General features: G+C 72.7%; 17 protein-coding genes. 6 read left to right on the top strand and 11 right to left on the bottom strand.

The window, feature by feature from the left end; translation table 11 throughout:
• Nucleotides 1-99: 99 nt before the first annotated feature.
• Complete coding sequence (locus ACZ7N4_RS35825) at nucleotides 100-897, bottom strand: SAM-dependent methyltransferase (RefSeq protein ID WP_471367462.1); 798 nt, start codon at nucleotides 895-897, stop codon at nucleotides 100-102.
• 289 nt (nucleotides 898-1,186) lie between these two features.
• On the opposite strand from ACZ7N4_RS35825, the gene ACZ7N4_RS35830 reads away from it, so the two are divergent.
• Complete coding sequence (locus ACZ7N4_RS35830) at nucleotides 1,187-3,586, top strand: M4 family metallopeptidase (protein ID WP_471367464.1); 2,400 nt, start codon at nucleotides 1,187-1,189, stop codon at nucleotides 3,584-3,586.
• Between the two features lie 59 nt (nucleotides 3,587-3,645).
• On the opposite strand, the gene ACZ7N4_RS35835 is transcribed toward ACZ7N4_RS35830, so the two are convergent.
• The 5 genes from ACZ7N4_RS35835 to ACZ7N4_RS35855 all read right to left on the bottom strand — a co-directional run bounded on the left by ACZ7N4_RS35835 (nucleotide 3,646) and on the right by ACZ7N4_RS35855 (nucleotide 9,084).
• A complete protein-coding gene (locus ACZ7N4_RS35835) occupies nucleotides 3,646-4,845 on the bottom strand; it encodes a glycoside hydrolase family 64 protein (protein WP_471367466.1) in 1,200 nt (399 codons plus the stop codon).
• Between the two features lie 149 nt (nucleotides 4,846-4,994).
• Nucleotides 4,995-5,750: a dienelactone hydrolase family protein gene (locus ACZ7N4_RS35840; protein WP_471367468.1), complete on the bottom strand. Its 756-nt coding sequence runs from the start codon at nucleotides 5,748-5,750 to the stop codon at nucleotides 4,995-4,997.
• 117 nt (nucleotides 5,751-5,867) lie between these two features.
• Complete coding sequence (locus ACZ7N4_RS35845) at nucleotides 5,868-6,488, bottom strand: L-threonylcarbamoyladenylate synthase (protein WP_471367470.1); 621 nt, start codon at nucleotides 6,486-6,488, stop codon at nucleotides 5,868-5,870.
• 298 nt (nucleotides 6,489-6,786) lie between these two features.
• Complete coding sequence (locus ACZ7N4_RS35850; RefSeq protein ID WP_471367472.1) at nucleotides 6,787-7,584, bottom strand: SAM-dependent methyltransferase; 798 nt, start codon at nucleotides 7,582-7,584, stop codon at nucleotides 6,787-6,789.
• A 390-nt stretch (nucleotides 7,585-7,974) separates the two neighbouring features.
• A complete protein-coding gene (locus ACZ7N4_RS35855; protein ID WP_471367474.1) occupies nucleotides 7,975-9,084 on the bottom strand; it encodes a 4Fe-4S binding protein in 1,110 nt (369 codons plus the stop codon).
• Nucleotides 9,085-9,246: 162 nt separating this feature from the next.
• Here ACZ7N4_RS35855 and ACZ7N4_RS35860 point away from each other — a divergent pair, with 162 nt between their 5' ends.
• Together ACZ7N4_RS35860 and ACZ7N4_RS35865 are read left to right on the top strand one after the other, a co-directional pair.
• Nucleotides 9,247-9,951, top strand: coding sequence for an SDR family oxidoreductase (locus ACZ7N4_RS35860; RefSeq protein WP_471367476.1), 705 nt, complete (start codon nucleotides 9,247-9,249; stop codon nucleotides 9,949-9,951).
• 268 nt (nucleotides 9,952-10,219) lie between these two features.
• A complete protein-coding gene (locus ACZ7N4_RS35865) occupies nucleotides 10,220-11,857 on the top strand; it encodes an ABC-F family ATP-binding cassette domain-containing protein (protein WP_471367478.1) in 1,638 nt (545 codons plus the stop codon).
• Between the two features lie 157 nt (nucleotides 11,858-12,014).
• Here ACZ7N4_RS35865 and ACZ7N4_RS35870 read toward each other — a convergent pair whose 3' ends face one another.
• Entirely contained in the window at nucleotides 12,015-12,800 is a 786-nt protein-coding gene (locus ACZ7N4_RS35870; protein ID WP_471367480.1) for an SDR family NAD(P)-dependent oxidoreductase, read from the bottom strand.
• 161 nt (nucleotides 12,801-12,961) lie between these two features.
• Between ACZ7N4_RS35870 and ACZ7N4_RS35875 the strand changes: the two genes are divergently transcribed.
• The 3 genes from ACZ7N4_RS35875 (at nucleotide 12,962) to ACZ7N4_RS35885 (ending at nucleotide 15,611) form a co-directional block, all read left to right on the top strand.
• On the top strand, nucleotides 12,962-13,603 hold the full coding sequence (locus tag ACZ7N4_RS35875) for a TetR family transcriptional regulator (protein WP_471367482.1): 642 nt from the start codon (nucleotides 12,962-12,964) through the stop codon (nucleotides 13,601-13,603).
• A 50-nt stretch (nucleotides 13,604-13,653) separates the two neighbouring features.
• Complete coding sequence (locus tag ACZ7N4_RS35880; protein ID WP_471367484.1) at nucleotides 13,654-13,833, top strand: hypothetical protein; 180 nt, start codon at nucleotides 13,654-13,656, stop codon at nucleotides 13,831-13,833.
• Nucleotides 13,834-14,159: 326 nt separating this feature from the next.
• Complete coding sequence (locus ACZ7N4_RS35885; RefSeq protein WP_471367486.1) at nucleotides 14,160-15,611, top strand: WGR domain-containing protein; 1,452 nt, start codon at nucleotides 14,160-14,162, stop codon at nucleotides 15,609-15,611.
• Between the two features lie 20 nt (nucleotides 15,612-15,631).
• Here ACZ7N4_RS35885 and ACZ7N4_RS35890 read toward each other — a convergent pair whose 3' ends face one another.
• From ACZ7N4_RS35890 to ACZ7N4_RS35905, 4 genes are read right to left on the bottom strand one after another with little or no spacing between them, the layout of a single operon-like run.
• The gene (locus ACZ7N4_RS35890; RefSeq protein WP_471367488.1) at nucleotides 15,632-16,963 is read right to left on the bottom strand and encodes a cation:proton antiporter; all 1,332 of its coding nucleotides are present in this window, start codon (nucleotides 16,961-16,963) and stop codon (nucleotides 15,632-15,634) included.
• Between the two features lies 1 nt (nucleotide 16,964).
• Nucleotides 16,965-18,341 (bottom strand): MFS transporter, encoded by a 1,377-nt coding sequence (locus ACZ7N4_RS35895; RefSeq protein WP_471367490.1) that lies wholly within the window; start codon nucleotides 18,339-18,341, stop codon nucleotides 16,965-16,967.
• A gap of 5 nt (nucleotides 18,342-18,346) precedes the next feature.
• Nucleotides 18,347-19,585 (bottom strand): ATP-grasp domain-containing protein, encoded by a 1,239-nt coding sequence (locus ACZ7N4_RS35900; RefSeq protein WP_471367491.1) that lies wholly within the window; start codon nucleotides 19,583-19,585, stop codon nucleotides 18,347-18,349.
• On the bottom strand, nucleotides 19,582-20,847 hold the full coding sequence (locus tag ACZ7N4_RS35905) for an ATP-grasp domain-containing protein (protein WP_471367492.1): 1,266 nt from the start codon (nucleotides 20,845-20,847) through the stop codon (nucleotides 19,582-19,584). The genes ACZ7N4_RS35900 and ACZ7N4_RS35905 overlap by 4 nt, the downstream gene beginning before the upstream one ends.
• Nucleotides 20,848-20,849: the final 2 nt, after the last annotated feature.

The raw sequence follows: 20,849 nt of genomic DNA on the forward strand, positions 1-20,849 counted from the left end.
ACCGCGTCGGCGAGCCCCTCCTTCCGGGTGGAACGGACCGCGGGTACGCCTTCGCCGGCCGGTCGTCGAGTGGCGGGTCTTGTCGCCGTCCGGCGCCCGTCACGGCTTCCGTGCCACGCCCCCGTGTTCCGCGACGGTCTCCGGGGCGGACGAGCCGGGGTCCGGGCGCCATCGGGTGACCGGCACGACACCGGGCTCGATCAGTTCCAGGCCGGCGAAGAACGCGGTGATCTCCTCGACGGTGCGCAGGTTGTACGGGAGCGCGCCGCTGTCGTTGTAGGCCGTCTGCGCCTGCTCGAAGACCGGGTCGACGCCGAGCGAGCCGTCGTTGACGACCAGGTGGCTGCCCGACGGCAGCGCGGCCATGAGCCGGGCGACGACGGAGCGGGCCTGGTCGTGGTCGGCGACATGGCCGAGGATGTTGCTCAGGACGAGCGCGGTGGGCCGGCCGAGGTCGAGGGTGTCGGCGGCGACGGCGAGGATGCGCTCCGGGTCGGTCACATCGGCGTCGATGTAGGCGGTCGCGCCCTCGGCGGAGGAGGAGAGCAGCGCCCGGGCGTGGGCCAGCACCATCGGGTCGTTGTCGACGTAGACGATCCGTGCCTCAGGCGCGAGCCGTTGGGCGACCTCATGGGTGTTCTCGGCGGTGGGCAGTCCCGTGCCGACGTCCAGGAACTGCCGGATGCCCGCCTCGGTGACGAGATACGTGAGGGTGCGGCGCAGGAAGGCACGGCTGTTGCGGGCGATGGTGACGATGCCGGGGAAGACGGCGGTGTACGCGTCGCCCGCCTGTTCGTCCACCGGGTAGTGGTCCTTGCCGCCGAGCCAGTAGTTCCAGATGCGGGCCGAGTGCGGCACCGACGTGTCGATCTTCTGGTGCGTGGCCGGATCGGTCATGGGACGTGTCCTTCTTTCAGCCAAGGCGTGGATCAGCCAGGCCACAACCTATGACCAAGGGCCGCCCCTCATCTCCCCCTTCATCGCCGCGAGGGGGTAGGGAAAACCCTCGAATGACCCACCATGCGGTGACATGACTCGGTCAATTCTGTCATTCTCCGTGCGCACGCTGATCCGCCCCACCGTTGCACGGATCACGGCCCCGCACAGCGCAGCTCACCCGGGCAGCAGACCCCTCTGCCCGTCTGTCACCGGCCGCCCATCTGCGGCCGCAGCAGGAGGAGTACGAGTGAGACCCCACAGACCCCTTCCCCACAAGCGAGCCACCGTCGGCGCCGCCCTGGTCTCCACCGCGGCCTTCCTCGCCGTGGGACTCCAGGCGGTTCCGGCGACCGCCGCACCGGCCGCCCCCCACCCCAGCCCGCTGCGCACCGGCGGCCTGGAGGCCAAGCTCAGCCCTGCCCAGCACCAGGCGCTGCTCAAGAGCGCCCGGCAGCAGACCGCCACGACCGCCCGCACCCTCGGCCTGGGCAAGCAGGAGAAGCTGGTCGTCCGGGACGTCGTCAAGGACAACGACGGCACCGTGCACACCCGTTACGAGCGCACCTACGCCGGTCTGCCCGTCCTCGGCGGCGACCTCGTCGTGCACACCCCGCCCGCCTCGCTGGCCAAGGGGACGGTGAGCACCACCTTCAACAGCAAGCGCACGATCAAGGTGCGTTCCACGACCGCGGCCGTCAGCAAGGCCGCCGCCGCGACGAAGGCCCTCGAGGCCGCGAAGACCCTGAAGGCCGAGAAGGCCACCACCGACAGCGCCCGCAAGGTGATCTGGGCCGGCACCGGCGCCCCGAAGCTCGCCTGGGAGACGGTGATCGGCGGCTTCCAGGACGACGGCACGCCCAGCAAGCTGCACGTCATCACCGACGCCACCACCGGCAAGGAGCTGTACCGGTTCCAGGCGGTCGAGACCGGCGTCGGCAACACCCGGTACAGCGGCCAGGTCTCGCTGACGACGACCCAGTCGGGCTCGACCTACACGCTGAACGACGGGGCCCGCGGTGGTCACAAGACGTACAACCTGAACCACGGCACCTCCGGCACCGGCACGCTGTTCTCGCAGACCAACGACACCTGGGGCGACGGCACCAACTCCAACGCCGCCACCGCCGGCGCCGACGCGCACTACGGCGCCGCGATGACCTGGGACTTCTACAAGAACACCTTCGGTCGCAGCGGCATCCGCAACGACGGCGTCGCCGCCTACTCCCGCGTCCACTACGGCAACGCCTACGTGAACGCGTTCTGGGACGACAGCTGCTTCTGCATGACCTACGGCGACGGGTCGGGCAACAACGACCCGCTGACCGCGCTGGACGTCGCCGGCCACGAGATGAGCCACGGCGTCACCTCGAACACCGCCGGCCTGGAGTACTCCGGGGAGTCGGGCGGTCTGAACGAGGCCACCTCCGACATCTTCGGCACCGGCGTGGAGTTCTACGCCAACAACTCCAGCGACGTCGGTGACTACCTCATCGGCGAGAAGATCGACATCAACGGTGACGGCTCACCGCTGCGTTATATGGACAAGCCGAGCAAGGACGGCGGTTCGGCGGACAGCTGGTACTCCGGCGTCGGCAACCTGGACGTGCACTACTCCTCGGGCCCCGCGAACCACATGTTCTACCTGCTGTCCGAGGGCAGCGGCACCAAGGTCATCAACGGCGTCACGTACAACAGCCCGACCTCCGACGGCGTCGCCGTCACCGGAATCGGCCGCGACGCCGCCCTGAAGATCTGGTACAAGGCGCTGACGACGTACATGACGTCCAGCACCAACTACGCCGGCGCCCGCACCGCCGCCCTCAACGCCGCCGCCGCGCTGTACGGCACCAACTCCGCGCAGTACGCCGGCGTGGGCAACGCGTTCGCCGGCATCAACGTCGGCAGCCACATCAACCCGCCGAGCAACGGGGTGACGGTCACCAACCCGGGCAGCCAGTCCGCCACCGTCGGCACCGCCGTGAACCTCCAGATCCAGGCGAGCAGCACCAACAGCGGCGCCCTGACCTACAGCGCCACCGGCCTGCCCGCCGGCCTGTCGATCAACAGCTCGACCGGTCTCATCTCCGGCACGCCCACCACGGCCGGCACGTCCAGCACCACCGTCACGGTGAAGGACTCCACCGGCGCGACCGGCACCGCCACCTTCGGCTGGACGGTCAGCACGACCGGCGGCGGCTGCACCCCGAGGCAGCTGCTGGCCAACCCCGGCTTCGAGTCCGGCAGCACCGGCTGGACCGCGACCAGCGGCGTCATCACCACCGACAGCGGTGAGGCGGCCCACGGCGGCTCCTACAAGGCCTGGCTGGACGGGTACGGCTCCTCGCACACCGACAGCGTCTCCCAGTCGGTGACGATCCCCGCGGGCTGCAAGGCGACGTTGACCTTCTACCTGCACATCGACACCGCGGAGTCCGGCAGCACCGCCTACGACAAGCTGACGGTGACCGCCGGTTCGAAGACCCTCGCCACCTACTCGAACGTGAACGCGGCCTCCGGTTACACCCAGAAGACCTTCGACCTGTCCTCGCTGGCGGGCTCGACGGTCACCCTGAAGTTCAACGGCGTGGAGGACTCCTCCCTCCAGACCAGCTTCGTCGTGGACGACACCGCCCTGACGACCGGCTGAGCCGGAACCGATGACAGCGGTCCCGCACCCGGCAGTCCGGGTGCGGGACCGCTCGCGTGTCAGCTCAGCGGGTCGAGCGTCAGGTACGCCTGCTGCGGGCTGCCGTCGTGCACCAGCGACTCCTGGTGGCCGACGTCGTCGAAGGCGAACGCGTACGCCTTGCCGTCGGCCGTCTGCGCGTGGATCTTGCGCGCGTAGTGGTTGGTCACGGCGTCCTGGTAGAAGTTCGCCGTGGTGGTGTCCGGCTGGTTGGGGTTCACCAGCAGTGTCGACCGGTTGAAACCGGCGCACAGCGTACGGGAGATGGGCCCGCGGACGTTGTCGTTGGGCGCGTCCAGCAGCTTGTGGCAGCCGAAGATGCTGGACGCGTCGGGCTTCTGGAAGCTGGTGACGACCGCGCCGGAGGAGTTGGTGAAGTTCATGACGTTGCCCGAGACGCGGCCGTAGTACTTGGTGTTCGGCTGGTCCGCGAACGGCGTGACGGTCAGGGTGGAGGCCGTGTACTTCTGCCAGACCCGGTTGACGTAGTCGTCCATCACGTTGGCCGGCAGCGCGCCGGTCTCCACGCCGTACAGCGGGGACAACGCGCGCAGCACGGTGCCGTCGGAGCGGGTCTGGACCAGGTTCGCCCAGCCGCCCGGCTGGCCGCGCAGCGCGTTGAAGAAGCCGCTCCAGCCGCCGGGTTTCAGGTGCCCGGTGCTGCTCACACTGCCGTCCGCCCGCTGTACCCCGACCGCGTACGGCGCCGAGAACATGTCCACCTGGGTGCTGTTGAGCCACAGCCCGGAGTCGTTGAGCGTGTACTCCGACCAGTTGAAGAGGATGTCCCGGTTGGGGTCGGAGGGGTTCTGCACGGCCGGCTGCACCAGTCCGCCGGTGGTCAGACGGAAGTCCAGCTTCCGGCCGTAGGAGAAGTAGATGCGGCCGGAGAACTTCGGCACGCGGATGGTGGTCGACTGTCCGGCGGCCGGGCCGGGTATAGCCGCGTCCGGTGCGGGGGTCGGCGGGTTGCCGCCGGCCGGCCAGGCGTGGAAGGCGCCGCTCGCGTCGGCCCAGCCCTGGCGGCCCGAGGACAGCTGCGTGCCGAGGTCGTAGAGGTAGACGGGCTCGGAACGGCCCGAGTTGTTGGTGATCTTCAGGGGGATGGTGTCGGGGACGGCGGCTTCCGCGCGGTCGGGTGCGCCGAGGGCGACCAGTCCGCCGAGCAGCGCCGTGGCGGCGGCCAGGGGCAGCGCGCGCCGGGTGAGCCTGTGAGGCACTCTCCACCTCCGTGTGGGGTCGGGGTGGTACGGAATTGGTCCGTACCGGCTTGAGAGCGCTCTCAGATTCGTCGCGGGATGCGTTCATGTCAATGACATGGACGGGATCGGTCCCGGTGCCCACCGGTCGGCGGGCACCGGGCCGGTTCTCAGAACGTGCGCTTGAGCAGGTCGAGCAGCGCGGCCCAGTGCCGCTCGTCCGCCTCACGGTCGTACGCCGGCGTGTCCGCCTGGGTGTAGCCGTGCCGGGCGCCGGCGTACACCTCGCAGGTGTGCCGTACGCCCGCGGCCGTCAGGGCCTCCTCGAAGCGTGCCACCTGCTCCGGGGGCAGCGACGGGTCCTCGTCCGCGTGCCCGAAGTACAGCTCCGCCGTGATGTTCGGGGCCTGGAGGTGCGGACTGTCCGGGTCGTCGGTGGCGAGGGCGCCGCCGTGGAAGCCGGCCGCCGCCGCGACCCGGTCCGGGTGGGCGCCCGCCGTCCACAGCGCGAGCCGGGCACCCATGCAGTAGCCCGTGACCGCCACCGGGCCGGCCGCGGCGAGCGGGCTGTCGGCCAGCCACCGCAGATAGGCCTCCGCGTCCCGCCTGACCAGGTCCGGCGTCAGGGCGGACAGGATCGGGCCGAGCCGCTCCCAGATGGTGGGGTCGGCGCCCGGGTCGATGAACTCGGGCAGGTCCACGACCGGCGCCCGGCCCAGGCGGTGGAACACGTTCGGCACGAGCACCGTGTGACCGGCGCCCGCCAGCCGGTCGGCCATCGCGCGCAGGTGCGGGCGCAGGCCGTAGGCGTCCTGGTAGAACAGGACGGCCGGACGGGGACGGCCGTCGGCCGGATGGACGAGGTAGGCGTCGGCGACGCCGTCCTCGGTGGGGATGTCGACGGTGGTCGCCCGGACATCGGTCATGGTGAGCAAGCCCTCCCTCGGGAACAGGCGGCGGGCGGCGGAATGCCCGCCCGGCACCGCGGCTACGGCCATGCTGTCACGGCCGGTTCGCGCCGTCGCACCGGGTGACCGGCGGGTTCACTCGAAGCGGCTCGTGTCCCCGGCGCCGCGCCGGACGATCTCCGCCTCGCCGCCCGAGAAGTCGACCACCGTCGTCGGCTCGGTGCCGCAGTCACCGGAGTCGACCACCGCGTCCACGACGTGGTCGAGCCGGTCCTTGATCTCCCAGCCCTGGGTCAGCGGCTCCTCCTCGTCCGGCAGCAGCAGCGTGCTGGACACCAGCGGCTCGCCCAGTTCCTCCAGCAGCGCCTGGGTGACCACGTGGTCGGGGATGCGCACGCCCACGGTCTTCTTCTTCGGGTGCTGCAGCATGCGCGGCACCTCGCGGGTGGCCGGCAGGATGAAGGTGTAGCTGCCCGGCGTCGACGCCTTGACGGCCCGGAAGACGTCGTTGTCCACTCGCACGAACTGGCCGAGCTGCGCGAAGTCCCGGCACATGAGCGTGAAGTGGTGCCGGTCGTCCAGCCGGCGGATGGAGCGGATCCGGTCCATGCCGTCCCGGCTGCCCAGCCGGCAGCCGAGCGCGTAGCAGGAGTCGGTCGGATATGCGATGAGCGCCCCCGAGCGGACCGCGTCGGCGACCTGGCCGATGCTGCGGGGCTGCGGGTTGTCGGGGTGCACGTCGAAGTACTTCGCCATCCGCCGAGCTTATTCGGTCACCGGGCCGGGGGCGCGCAGCCGGGCCAGCACCACCCGCACCCGCACGCGCCGACCCGGACACGGGCCTCTTCGCGGGGTGCCGCCGGAGTCCCGACGGCTCCCGGCCGTATCCGGCGGGGGCGCAGGCGGCCGAGGGCAAGCGGCGGATCGCCGCGGGCCGGGTCGACGCGTTCGGGGGCGCGGGCGGTACCGGCCCGGGTGCCGGGCCCGGGCGTCGAAGCCGGCCACGGCACCGCGTACGCCCGCGCCGTCCCGGTCCGCCGGCGGTACCGGCCGGTCAGACGGCCTTGCGGGCCACGCCGCCGTAGAAGCCGATCTCCTCGGAGCGAGGCGGCGGCGGGATGTCCGGGCGCCAGTACGGCACCTGGGCCAGGCCCGGCTCGACCAGCTCGAAGCCCTCGAAGAACCGCTCCACCTCGGTGCGCGTGCGCAGGTTCAGGGAGGCGGTCGCCTTGGTGTAGACGGCCTGGGCGGCGCTGCGGTCGGCGAAGTCGCCCGTGGCGTGCGAGAGCACCAGGAAGCTGCCGGCGGGCAGCGCGTCGCGCAGCGTGGCGACGATCTCCCCGGGCCGGTCCGCGTCGGCGAGGAAGTGCAGGACGGCGACGAGGAGCAGGGCGACCGGCCGGTCGAAGTCGATCAGCTGGCGGACGTCGGGGTCGTCCAGGACGGACCGCGGGTCCCGCAGGTCGCCGAGGACGATGCGGGTCGTACCGGACCGGCTGAGCAGGGCGTTGCCGTGTGCGGCCACGATCGGGTCGTTGTCGACGTACGCCACGCGGACGTCCGGCGCCACCGACTGGGCGACCTCGTGCACGTTCGGCGACGTGGGCAGGCCGGTGCCGACGTCCAGGATCTGACGGACCCCGCTGCCGACGACGTACCGGACGGCGCGCTGGAGGAAGGCGCGGTTCGCCCGTACGCCGATGCGGGCCTCGGGTGCCGCGGCGGCGAGTTCCTCGCCCGCCCGCTGGTCCACCTCGTAGTTGTCCTTGCCGCCCAGGAGGTAGTCGTAGATCCGCGCGGGATGCGGTCTGCTGGTGTCGATGGTCACGGCCTCGAAGCCGTCCTGTGTCACGCGTAGCTCCTCTCCACGGCCGGTACGGCCCCGGTCCGCACCCGGCCGGGCACAGCTTCCCACACCATGGTTCAACTTCCGTGGCCGCGTCGGGAGTTCCCACAGGTCACCGACGGTCCGCGACGGGGTGCGGCGGGCGGGCCGCTCCCTTGGTCTCACCCGCCCGGACGTCCCGGCTGGCGCGTGCGGGCGTGGCGCCGGAGGGTCGGAACAGGATGCCCGGCGGGTCTTCGCACCGGGCCGGCGGTGCGGGTACGACCGCCGGGGCACCGGCCCCACGGACCGGCACGCCGCCCGGGCCGCACCAGCGGCGGTGGGCCGACAGGCAGGGGCGGGGAACGGCCAATCCATGCGCTCGGGCCGTTCGCCGCCCCGTCGGACACCGGCCGGTCACGCCGGACCGGGGTCCCGCCGCTGCCGCCCGGGCGGGCGCCAGCCGCCGCTGACCTCCTTGGTCGGCTTGTGCGGGAAACGGCGCTCGGCGTACCGCTGTGCCGCGGAGCCGGGCAGGACGTAGAGGGTCTCCGTCTTGTCCCGCAAGGGGCGCAGCACCGTGTCCAGGTACTGCTTGCGGTCGTCGAGGTAGGGTCCGAGCACGTCCTCGCCGGCGGGGCAGACGGCCAGGCAGTAACCGGACTTGTAGCTGGGCTTGAAGGCGAGGCTCTGCCACATCGAGGCGTTCTCCGGGTCGGTCACCCGCTCCCGGAAGTCGGCGGCGTCCGCGCTGTCGGCCACCGTCTGCGCCCAGTCGGTGAACCCGCTCATGAACTCCCGGTAGTTGTGGGTCGTACAGGCCAGGGGGTCGAACGCGCCGTCCTTGCCGATGGCGCCGATCGGACACGCGGCGACGCACAACTTGCAGTCCACGCACGGGTTGTAGTCCAGCGGCTCCCCGTACGCGCTCACCGGGGCGTCCACCAGGACCGTGGCCAGCAGGACGAAGCTGCCGAACCGGGGGTGGATGACGTTGCGGTGCAGGCCCATCACGCCCAGCCCGGCGGCCACGGCCACGGTCTTGTGGGCCACCACCCAGATCCGGCCCGGGAAGCGCTCCATCTCCTGGGGGAAGCCCGCCGACGGGTTGAGCGCACGGTGGCCGGCGTCCTGCAGGGCCCGGGCCACGGCGCGAGCGGCCGCGTTGACCTGTTCGTCGGTCTGGTGGAACTCCTGGTTCGCCACGCTGCGGGCGGGGGAGCGGGTGTTGTCCCGGTTCATCCGGACCATGAGGGAGATCAGGGTGCGGGTTCCGGGCAGTGCGGCGAGGACGTGCTCGCGCTCCCCGGCGAGGTCCGGGTGGTCGAGGCTCACGGCGGCGGCGTCGTCCGCGCCGGCCTCACGGCACACGGCACGCAGCCAGTCGGCGTCGATCACCGGGGGCGGAGCGGGAGCCGCCCCCCGCTCCGCCCGCTGTGCCAGGACCGCCTGCACGGAGGGGTGGGCGGCGAGTGTCGCGGGGAGCTTTCGAGGCCCCGTCCGCTCGGTGGTGTCCTGCTCGCTCATACTGGCCCCTCCTGCTGAGTTGGAATTTCAAACTCACTATGGAGGGTCTCCGGGGGTTCAGGCAAGGGGGTTCCCGATCGGCGCAGCGGCTCGGGGTTGCCGTGGGAAACCGATCGGTTTACGGTGATGGAAACCGATCGGTTTCTCCCTGGAGGCATCCGCATGACCTCGATCAAGAACTCAGTCGCCCTGGTCACCGGCGGCAGCCGCGGCCTGGGCAGGGCCCTGGTGGAAGAGCTGTACGCGCGCGGCGCCGCCAAGGTGTACGCCACGGCCCGCGACCCGCGCAGCGTCACGCACCCCGACGCCGTACCCCTCGCGCTGGAGGTCACCGACCCGGCGTCCGTCGCGGCCGCCGCGGCACAGGCCCAGGACGTCACCGTCCTGGTCAACAACGCCGGCATCTCGCTCGGCGCGCGCTCCTTCCTGGACGCGGCCGTGGACGACGTACGCCGGGAGTTCGAGACCAACTTCTACGGGCCCCTGCTCGTCACCCGGGCCTTCGTGCCGGTCGTCGAGCGCAACGGCGGCGGACACCTCCTCAACGTCCACTCGGTGCTCTCCTGGGTCGGCGTCGCCGGCTCCTACAGCGCCACCAAGGCGGCCCTGTGGTCCCAGACCAACTCGCTGCGCCTGGAGCTGGTTCCCCGGGGCATCGGGGTCACCGGACTGCACGTCGGCTACATCGACACGGACATGGCCGCGGACGTGGACGCCCCCAAGTCGACGCCCCGGGCCGTCGCCGAGCTCGCACTCGACGGTGTCGAGGCCGGGGCGTACGAGGTCCTGGCCGACGACCTCAGCCGGCAGGTCAAGGCGGGGCTGTCGGGCGACCTGGCGGCGCTGTATCCGCAGCTGGCCGGCTGACCGGCGGCCGCCCGGGGCGCCGCCGTGGAGAAGCCGTCGCGGAGGAGTCGTCGCGGAGACCCGTTGCGGAGGGTCGTTACGGATGCCGTCGCGGAGGAACCGTTACGGAGAGCCGTCAGGGAGGAGCCGGAGACGCCGGAGGAAAACGGCATGCGCCGGCACGGACGCCCGCGGTACCGTGCCCGTATGCCGACGCCCCGAATCTCCTAGCCGAGGACCCGCTTCCACGCCAGAAGTGTGTCCTCTTGCTTTTTCGGAGCGTTTACCGATGATCACCGTTCGTGACGCCGAGCTGCGCGCCGGCGCCCGCCTCCTGTTGTCCGGCGTCTCCTTCACCGTCTCCCCCGGGGACCGGATCGGCCTCGTGGGCCGCAACGGCGCCGGCAAGACCACCTTGCTGAACGCCCTCGCCGGGCGGACCCGGCCCGCCGCCGGTGTCGTCACCCGCACCGGGCCGGTCGGCTTCCTGGCCCAGGACTCGCGCGCCGCCGACCCGGCCGAGACCGTCGCCGACCGGATCCTGTCCGCCCGGGGCCTCGACAGCGCGCTGCGCGCCCTCCGCGAGGCCGAGGCGGCGATGAGCGAGGCGGCGATGACCGGGGCGGCGACGGCCGCCCGTGCCGCCGACGCGGCGGCGCTGGACCGGGCGATGCGCGCCTACGCCCGCGCCGAGGCCGCCTTCCAGGCCGGCGGGGGCTACGCCGCCGAGGCCGAGGCGGCCCGCGTCGCGGCCGGAGTCGGCCTGTCCGAACGGCTGCTGGCCGAGCCGGTCGGCGCCCTCTCCGGCGGGCAGAAGCGCCGTGTGGAACTCGCCCGCATCCTGTTCGCCGGCACCGACCGCACCCTGCTGCTGGACGAGCCGACCAATCACCTCGACGCCGACTCGCTCGGCTGGCTGCGCACCTTCCTCCAGGCCCACCAGGGCGGTCTGGTCGTGATCAGCCACGACACGGCGCTGCTCGCCGACGTCGTCAACCGCGTCTTCCACCTGGACGCCACCCGGGCCGCCCTCGACATCCACAACACGGGCTGGCGGACGTACCTGAGCCGGCGGGACGCGGAGGAGCGGCGCCGCACCCGGGAGCGGGCGAGCGCCGAACGCAAGGCCTCCGCGCTGCACGCGCAGGCCGACCGGATGAAGGCCCGCTCCGCCACCGCCACCATGGCCCGGAGCATGGCCCGGCGGGCCGACCGGATGCTGGCCGGACTGGAGCCGGCCCGGCGGACCGAGAAGACCGCCCGGATCCGGCTGCCCGAACCCGCCCCCTGCGGGCGGACCCCGCTCGGCGCGATCAGCCTCGCCAAGGCGTACGGCGGCCACCGTGTCCTCGACGGGGTGGACCTGGCGGTGGACCGGGGCAGCCGGCTGGTCGTGCTCGGCCTCAACGGCGCCGGTAAGACCACCCTGCTGCGCGTCCTGGCCGGCGCCGAACGGCCCGACGCGGGACGGGTGGTGCACGGGCACGGGCTGCGCCTCGGCTACTTCGCCCAGGAGCACGACACGCTCGACCCCGGCCGCACGGTGCTGGAGAACCTCGCCCTCGCCGCCCCGCACCTGAGCCCGGGTGAGGCGCGGCGCGTGCTGGGCGCCTTCCTGTTCACGGGCGACGACGCCGACAAGCCCGCCGGTGTGCTCTCCGGCGGGGAGAAGACCCGGCTGGCGCTGGCCGGCCTGGTCCACTCCGGGGCGAACGTGCTGCTGCTGGACGAGCCCACCAACAACCTCGACCCGGCCTCCCGGGGCGAGGTGCTGGGCGCGGTCGGCTCGTACCCCGGCGCGATCGTGATGGTGACGCACGACGAGGGCGCCGTCGACGCCCTGCGGCCGGACCGGGTCCTGCTCCTGCCGGACGCGGACGAGGACCTGTGGAACGAGGACTACCGGGACCTGATCGCGCTGGCCTGACCCCGAGGTCGCACGGGGGTGCCGGCCACGAGGCCGGAGGTGGCGCCGCCGTCGGCGCGGAGGCCGGACGGTGGGTGCGGACCGTCGGAGACGAGGTCGGAGGCAGGTGCCGCCATCGACGCCGGGCCGGAGGTGGGTGCCGCCGTCGACGCGCGGGTCAGAAGTGGGTGCCGCCGTCGACGCGGATCTCGGTGCCGGTGATGAACCCGCCGTCCCGTGAGCCGAGCATCGCGACCACGGACGCCACCGTATCGGGGCCGGCGAATCCCCGGCCGAGGGCGGGGGAGAGTTTCGCGAACAGGCTCATGTCGGCGTCGGCGGGCAGTCCGGGCCCCCGGCTCTGCCCGCTGACGCCGCTGCCGTCGGTCATCCCGCTGGCGATGGAACCGGGCTGGACGGCGGTGAAGCGGATGCCCCGGCCGGCGTACTCGGCGGCGAGGGCGTGCGTCATCGACTGGATGCCGCCCTTGCTCGCCGCGTACGCGGACATGTAGGGGTGCGCGAACGCGGCCGAGGTGGAGCTGAAGTTGACGACCGCCGCGTCCCGGCCGGCCAGCAGGGCCGGTATCGCCTCGCGGATCACGAGGAAGGTGCCGACGAGGTTCACCTGGAGGACGCGGGCGAAGTCCTCCAGGGTCGTCAGGTGGGTGTGGGACGAGCGCAGGATCCCGGCCGCGTTGACCAGTACGTCGAGGCCGCCGAGCGAGGCGGTGGCGGTGGCGACCGTGGTGCGCACGGAGGACTCGTCGGCGATGTCGACGACCAGGGTCGTCAGGCGGTCCGCGTGGCCGGCGGCCTTCTCCCAGGTGTCCCGCAGACCCCGCTCGCTGATGTCGGCGGCCACCACGCTGCCGCCCTCGGCGAGGATGCGCAGCACGGTGGCCTGGCCGATGCCGGATCCGCCCCCGGTGATCAGTGCACGGCGGCCTTCGTAGCGGTTCATGGTGTGTCTCCTGCCCGGTCCGCCGATACCGGCAGGACCTGTGCGACGCCGGTTCTCCATCCGTCCGACGCCTCGATGTCCTTCACGTTACGCCGTAGTGACACGTTGTGCCACTACGGCATTGCGTGCCACGCATGCGTGCGGAGCCGTACCCTTCTGGAGTGAGCACCAAGCCGTCCTCCTCCCTGACCGAGCGCCGCAAGGCCGCGACCCAGTTGGACATCGCCCACGCGGCCGCCGAGTTGTTCGCCGTGCAGGGGCCGCACGCGACCACCGCCGAGGACATCGCCCGGCAGGCGGGCGTGGCGTTGCGGACCTTCTACCGCTACTTCCGCTCCAAGCAGGACGCGGTGAGCCCGCTGCTCGCGGACGGCGCCGACCGGTGGCGGGCGCTGCTGGAGGCGGCCGAGCCGGGTGACGCCCTGTTCCCTGCGCTGGAGTCGGCGGTGCGGCAGTCGCTGGCGGCGCCGGACGAGGAGGCCGCCGGGGCGCTGCTGCGGACCCGGGGGCTGCTGCGCGCGGCCGAGGGCGATCCCGCGCTGCGTGCCGTGTGGTACCGCGTGAACCAGGAGTCCGAGGAGAGACTCGTACCCGTCGTCGCCCGGCTCGCCGACGGCCGCCTCGAAGCGCTGCAGGCCCGCCTGGTCGCGGCGGCCGCCACGGACGCGATCCGTATCGCCCTGGAGACCTGGGCCGCCACGGAGGCCGGCGTCACGGGCGAGAACTCCCCGGCCGCCCTGGCCCTCCGGTGTCTGCGCCAACTCCTGGGCGGGACAGAGGTGTTGCCGCCGGAGAAGGGCTGAAGGGCCAGGCAGGCGTCCGGGCCCCGCGGCGCACTGCCTGGGGTGCGGGCATGAGCGGGGCAAAGGGGCGACGGCCCGAGCGGGAGCCGGACCGGGGCGTCGAGGACGCGGTGCCGCTCATCCTGGAGTGGCTCGGTGAGCAGGGCGTGGGGGCGATGATCCGGGTAGACGCGGAGCGCGTGCGGGAGGGCCGGCCCGCTTGGACCCTCGCGCCGGGGGCGGACCGTTGACCGCAGGGGCGAGAGCCGACGGAGCCCCGGTCGCCGAGTGCAGGGACGGGGCACTGGTCGGACTGCGCGGGGCCGGCCTGGACGTGCCCTTCTGACCGGTGACGGACCGCGTGCGGCAACGCGACCGCACCGCGCACCGAACCGAGCGCCTCCGCGACCGAGTCCCCTTACCCGGGAAGGCGGACCTGGCGGGTGCGGCGCGCTCCGGGTCACCCGGCCGGCACACAGGCCGGGACGAGGCCGATTGTCAGTGGGTGCCCCTACGGTGGGCAGCAGTTGAGGACCTGGCGGAACGGCCGCGGGTCCGCCTGGGGGAGGGGTGTGCCATGTCCACGGCGTCCGCGGTGTCGACCACGTACCTGGAGCTGTCGCAGGAAGGCGGGGGCGCCCACAAGTTCTACGAAGTGACGGTCGACGGACAGGTGGTGACCGTGCGGTACGGCAGGATCGGCGCCGCCGGGCAGGTGCAGACCACCACGTTCCCCACCGCGGAGAAGGCACACGCAGCCGCCGCGAAGAAGGTGGGGGAGAAGGTACGCAAGGGATACGCCTCGGCCGTCCGGGGCGGCCGCGCCCCGCGCGCGGTGACCCGCCGTCAGGTCAGCTCCGCTCCGTCCACCGCGCGGGCCGTGGCGCCGGTGCTGTGGCGGTTCCGCACCGGCTCCGCCGCGTTCGGCATCCATGTGGACGACGAGCGCTGCTGGGTCGGCAACCAGGCCGGTGACGTCTACACCCTGGACCACGAGGGCGCCGTGCTGGCCCGCTTCAGCCTGCCGGACGGGGTGAAGTGCCTGGTCGCCGACGACTTCTGGATCTACGCCGGCTGCGATGACGGGAAGGTGTACGACCTCTCCTCCAAACTCCCCTTCGCCGCCTACGACATCGCCTCCGACGTCGACATCTTCTGGCTCGACATCCACGAGGGCGTCCTGGACGTCTCGGACCGCGAGGGCCGGCTCACCGTCATCGACCACGAGGACGAACACCAGTGGTCCCGCCGCAGTCACGGCGAGCACGCCTGGATGGTCCGCGCCGACGACCGCGCCGTCTACCACGGCCACCAGCGGGGTGTCACCGCCTACGCACCCGACGGCGGCGGCGAGCTGTGGCACACCCCCACCCACGGAGCCGTGCTCTTCGGCTGGCAGGAGCAGGACGCGGTGTACGCGGGCACCGCGCACCGGGTGGTCCAGCGGCTGTCGAAGGACACCGGCGCCGTCGAGGCGACGTACGCGTGCGACAGCCCGGTGTACTCGTGCGCCACCTCACCCGGTGGCCGGTTCGTCTTCGCCGGGGACGCGGCCTCCTCCGTCTACTGCTTCGACCGGGACGGCAGGCGGCTGTGGAAGCTCGGCACGGGCAGCGGCTCGGCGCTGTCGATGCAGTACCGCGACGAGCGGCTGTACCTGGTCACCACCGACGGCTCGCTGGTGTGCGTCGACGCGAGCGAGGCGGCGGTCTCGGCGGCCCAGCAGGGCACGGTCCCGGTGGTGCGGGACGTCAAGCTCGCCGCCGCCCTGCCGACGTACGCCCCGGCCACGGCCGCGGCCGCGGTGGCCACGGTCGACCGGGCGCCCGTCGGGGCCGTGGTGGTGGAGTGCCTCCAGCAGGGCGGCCGGCTCCGGGTGCACGTGGTCTCCGACGGCTACGACTCCTCCTGGAACGTCCAGTTCCCGCGCGCGATACGCGAGCCCGGCGCCCGGTACGTCGTGGACGCCCTGCACCCGGCCGCGGGCGGCTTCTACCGCGTCCGCGGTGACATCCGCCGCCTGCTCTGACCCCTCGTCCAAGGAGGGACTCAGCCGCGGGCGGAGGCCGGAACGGACGCGTCGGACAGGTCGGACACACCGGAGGCGGCGGCGATGAGCTGCTTCTCCCGGGTCGCGGGGATGGCCCACCGGAAGAGGGGCAGCGCCATGCCGGTCGTCACCACGGCGACCAGCACCAGCAGGGAGAAGACGTCCCGCGAGATGATGTGTTCGGCCAGGCCGACGTTGATGAAGATCAGGATCATCAGTCCGCGGGCGTTCATCAGGCCGCCGACGGCCCATGACTCCCGCCAGCTGAAACCGATGCCCCGCATCGCGAGGGCGCAGCCGGTGTACTTCCCGGTCACCGCCGCCGCCAGCATCAGCAGGAAGGCGATCATCATCGACCATCCCCCGATGCCGTCGAGCTGGGTGCTGAGCCCGGAGAAGGTGAAGAAGGCCGGGAGCATGAGCACGCAGACCATGTCCATCATGCGCTGGTGCAGCGCCGCGACGAACGCCGGGTTCTTCGGCATGGACAGCCCGGCGATGAATCCGCCGAAGACCGAGTAGACGCCGATCAGATCGGTGAACCAGCCGGAGGCCAGAACGACGGCGAGGACGATGTAGAGGTGGTCGAAGCCGAGCCGGCCGGTCCGCTCCACCCGCTCGCCCAGCGGCTTCAGGGCGCGGGCGACGAACACCAGCATCACGAGGGAGAAGAGAGCGGCGAGGCCGATGGTCCCCAGCGCCTTGCCCAGGCCCTGGTTCCCGTGCAGCGCCGTCAGGACGGCGAGGAAGCACCAGGCCGCGGCGTCGTCCAGGGAGGCGCCGAGGAGGGAGAGGCGCCCCAGGCGGGAGTGCTGCAGGTTCCGCTCGTACAGGATGCGGGCGAGCATCGGGAAGGCCGTGATCGACAGGGCCCCGCCCAGGAAGAGGCAGAACTCGCCCATGCCCACGCCGGGCAGCGACATCTCCCCGTGCAGCGTGGCGCCCACCCCCATCCCCAGGACCAGCGGCACGCCGATGCCCGACAGGGCCAGCACGGCGGCCCGGCCACCCTCCCGGGCGTCGGCGGCCTTGTGGCTGAAGCCCGACCCCACGAGGAACATGAAGAGAGTGAGGCCCACCGTGCTCCACACGTAGAGGACCGATTTGACGTCCGCCGAGAAGAACGACGTCTGGCTGTGCGGCCAGAGCTTGCCCAGCACGGTCGGGCCCAGGAGGACACCGGCGACCATCTCGCCGAGCACCCGTGGTTGCTTCAGCGCCACGGCCAGCCGGCCGCACACCCCGGACGCCACCAGCACCACCAGTACGGCGGGCACGACATCCAGCAGCAGGCTCATGTTCTTGTCCGTCGGCGTGTTGAAGAAGGACATCTCAGTTCTCCTCGTTGTGCCGGTGCCGTGGGTTCTCCCGGTCGCGCACGGCCCACCCGACACTCCGGGGCGCCACCGCACCCGCCGCCGCCAGGAGGGCGCCGACCAGCAGCCAGGCGAGCGCGCCACGGCTGATCACCAGGGCGACGACCAGGGGCGCGATGATCTGTTGCAGGCCCACGCTGAGCCAGAAGAGGGAGACGTAGGCGGATTCCTGGCCGCTGCGGGCCAGACCGTAGGAAACGCCCCAGCCGCCCGCGGACTGGAACAGCTCGCCCGCCGTCAGGGCGACGGCCGAGGCGAGGAGCACCGCGACGGCGGGCACGGCGGACAAGCGGGGCACCAGGGCGAGCAGGACGCAGCAGACGGCGAGGGCGAGCCCGGCCGTCCGCATCAGCCGGGCCGCGGTGGCGAGTTCCTCGGCCCCCCGGCTCGCCCGCACCTGGAAGAGGACGGCCAGGACGGCGTTGAGGACCACCACGGCGGAGACCGTCGACCGGGGCGCGTGCGACGCCTGGGTCACCCACATCGGTATGCCGACGCTCAGCAGGGTGATGTGCATCGTCAGCGCGCCGTTCAGGAGCGCGAGCACGACGTACGGGCGGTCCCGGAAGACGTCGAAGGACAGCGTCCGGCGCAGCCGGGAGGCGTCGGCCGTCGCACCCGGTCGCAGCGGCAGCCGCCCGGCGAGGGCGGCCAGGCCCACGAAGGAGGCGGCGTTGGCGAGGATGACCGTGGCGTAGGCCGACCAGTGGTCCGCGAGGAGCGCAAGGCTGCCCAGCAGGGCGCCGCCCGCGTACCCGCAGTTGCGGACCGCTCCCATGACCGCCATGGTGCGCACCCGGGCGTCCTCCGGCACGGCCATGCCGACCAGCACCTGCCCGAGCGGCGCGGCCGCCTTGTCGACCAGGCCCATGAGCACCATGAGCACCATGAAAGAGGTGAAGCCGGGGACGAAGGGGTAGACGACGAAGCACGCCGCCCGCCACAGGGTGACCAGCACCAGCAGACGTCTGGGCCCGAAGCGGTCGGCGACCATCGCCACGGGCACGGTCGTCACCAGCCCCACACCGGCCGCCAGGCTGAGGCCGACGGCGACCTGGGCGGCGGACAGCCCGACGGCACGGGTGAGGAAGAGCACGGAGACGGAGAGGAACGCTCCGGTCCCGGTGGCGTCGGCGAGGGCCATCGCGACGAGGCCGCGTTCGGCGCGGCCGGAGGGCCACAGGGCCGTCAGCCACCGCCCGAGCCGCGTCCACGGCGCCGGCGCGGCCCGGCCGTCCGCCACGCCGGCCCCGTTCCCCGCTCCGGCCCCGTCTCCCGCTCCGGCCCCGTCTCCCGCCCCGGTCCGCTCGGCCGAGGTGTTCCCGTTCGCCATGGCCGTCACCGGGTCCGCACGCGGACCGAGGCGGCGGCGGCGACCGCCCGGCTGTTCGCCTCCTCCGGGGTCCGGCCGGTGGCCAGCGCATAGCCGTACCGGTCCCAGGAGGACGACCACGGACGTATCCGGTCGCCCTCGCCGACCGTCACCTGGAGACTGTGCACGCCCGGACGCCGGCGGGCCTCCGCCACGCCCTCCACGGACACCACCTCGCCGGGCGGCGCGGACATGAACCGGATGGCGGCCGCTCCCGCCGCCCGCTGCGGAAGGCGCGGGCGCCGGCCCGCAAGGATCTCGATCAGGGCCGGCCGGATCTCGGTCGCGTAGGCCAGGTCGAGCAGATCGGTCAGCCGGTCGCCGGGACACCTGCCGGCACACTCGACCAGGACCAGCTCGCTCCCCGTCATGATCCATTCCGCGTGCAGGATCCCGGACCCGAACCCGGTCGCCCCGATGAGCCGGCGCATCGCGGTCCGCAGGTCCTGCTCCGTCCCGGCACTGACCGGCGCGGGCAGGACATGGCCGGACTCCACCGGATGCCGGCCGCCTGTCACCGACTTCTCGGTCACGTTGAAGAACTCGATGCGCCCCTCGCACACCAGGACCTCGACGCTGTACTCGGTGCCGTACACCCGTTCCTCGGCGAGGAAGCGCCGGTCCATCGGACGGTCCGGCGCATGGCCGGGCTCGGCGGCCTCCAGCAGCGTCCGCCAGGCCCGTTCGGCCTCGGGGAGATCGCAGTGGTCGAGCAGCTGGACACCGACGCTCGCCTGGCGGTCGGCGGGCTTGACGACCACGGGGCCGCCCGCGGCGAACTCGACGATGTCGCGCGGTCCGTGGATCTCCCGCCAGCGGGGCGCCGGCATCCCGGCCCTGCCGGTGACGGCCCGCAGCAGCAGCTTGTCGCGGAGGACACCGGCCGCCCGGGACGTCGCGCCCGGCAGGCCCAGCTTCTCCGCGATCGCCGCGGCGGCGGGCACGGCGTACTCCAGGGCCGGCACCACCGCCTCGAACGGCCGGTTCCGGTGCAGTTCCGTCGCGATGTCGAGGCAGTCGCCGCCCTGCTGGTAGGCGGCCGGGACCACCTCGCGCAGGCAGGCCCTGCGCTCCGCCTCCCCGGCCAGGCCGCGGTGCCGGATGTTGTCGGGCTCCTCCAGCACCACGATGCTGTCGCCGGGGACGGCCCCTTCCACGGCGTCGAGGAAGACGGAGCCGAAGCCGACCATGAGAACGTGCGTCACCGGTGGGTCCCTTCGTGGTGCGTCGGACCGCCGTGCGGGCGGGCGGCCGGGTCGAGGCTCAGGAACTGGTCGCGTACGAAGGCCACGTTCTCCGCCACCCGCGCGTGGCCGTCCGTGCCGGTCGCGTGGAAGACGGCCCGGCCCGTGCGCCAGTAGCCGAGGCGGATGCCCTCGTGCTGCCGTACCTTCGGCCGGGCCCGTGCGTCCAGAGTCAGCTCCATGACGGCGCCGGCATGGGGGAAGTCGTACGAGTGCCAGCGGAACGGGGCCCCCGCCCAGCCGCCGAAGAACGCCACCCCGGCGGTGCCCCGGGCCCGCGGGACGTCGGGCACCTCGCCGCGCAGCAGGGCAGCGAACCAGACGTCGTAGGCGCGGATCCCGTACGCCTCCGCCAGCAGGTGCACGATGCTTCCGCCGCCGAACCGGGTGTGCAGTTCGACCAGTTCCACCCGGTCGTCGTGCAGCTTCAGCTCCGCGTGCAGCGCCGAGGTCCGGATCTTCAGCACCGAGACGACGTCCTGGAGGTAGGCCCGCACCCCGTCGTGCCATCCCCCGGTGTGCCGGCTCGGCATGACATGGCCGACCTCGTAGTAGTGGGGGACACCGGTGTTGAACTTGTCGGTCAGGCCGAGGAGGCGCACCTCGCCGTTCACACAGACCGCCTCGGCGCTGATCTCGTCGCCCGGGATCACCGACTCCACGATCAGGCGGTCCCGCCCGGACGCGGCGGCCGCGTCGGGGTCGTAGGAGTCCATCAGGGCGGCCAGGTCAGACGGGGCGGCGATGTGCCGTACGCCGTGGCTGCCGGTGAAGGCCACGGGCTTCACCACGACCGGGAGGTCCGCCGACGCGAGCACGCCGGGCAGGTCACGCAGCGACGTCTCACGGCAGTCCACCGCGGTCAGTCCGGCGGCCCGCAGCAGCGAACGGGTGCGGAACTTGTCCGTGACGGCGGTCTCCGTCTCCGCCGGGGTGCCCGGCAGACCGAGGGCCTCACGGATCTCCGCGGCGAGCACGGTGGTCAGTTCGGTGATGGAGACGACGTGGTCGGGCCGGCCGTCACCGCAGGCGGCGACGACGGCGGACACGCTCAGCTCCTCCACAGGCAGAAAGGTGCAGCCCTCGGGCGGCCGGACCGCCCCGAGCGTCCGCTCGGTGTCGGCCACGACCGGCCGGCCGCCGAGCGCGCGCGCCGCCCGCACGGCGAGCGCCAGCTCGTCCTGGCTCCAGGGCAGTCCCACGATCAGTATCGATGCGCTCACTG

Source organism: Streptomyces sp. NPDC107654, assembly GCF_055639035.1.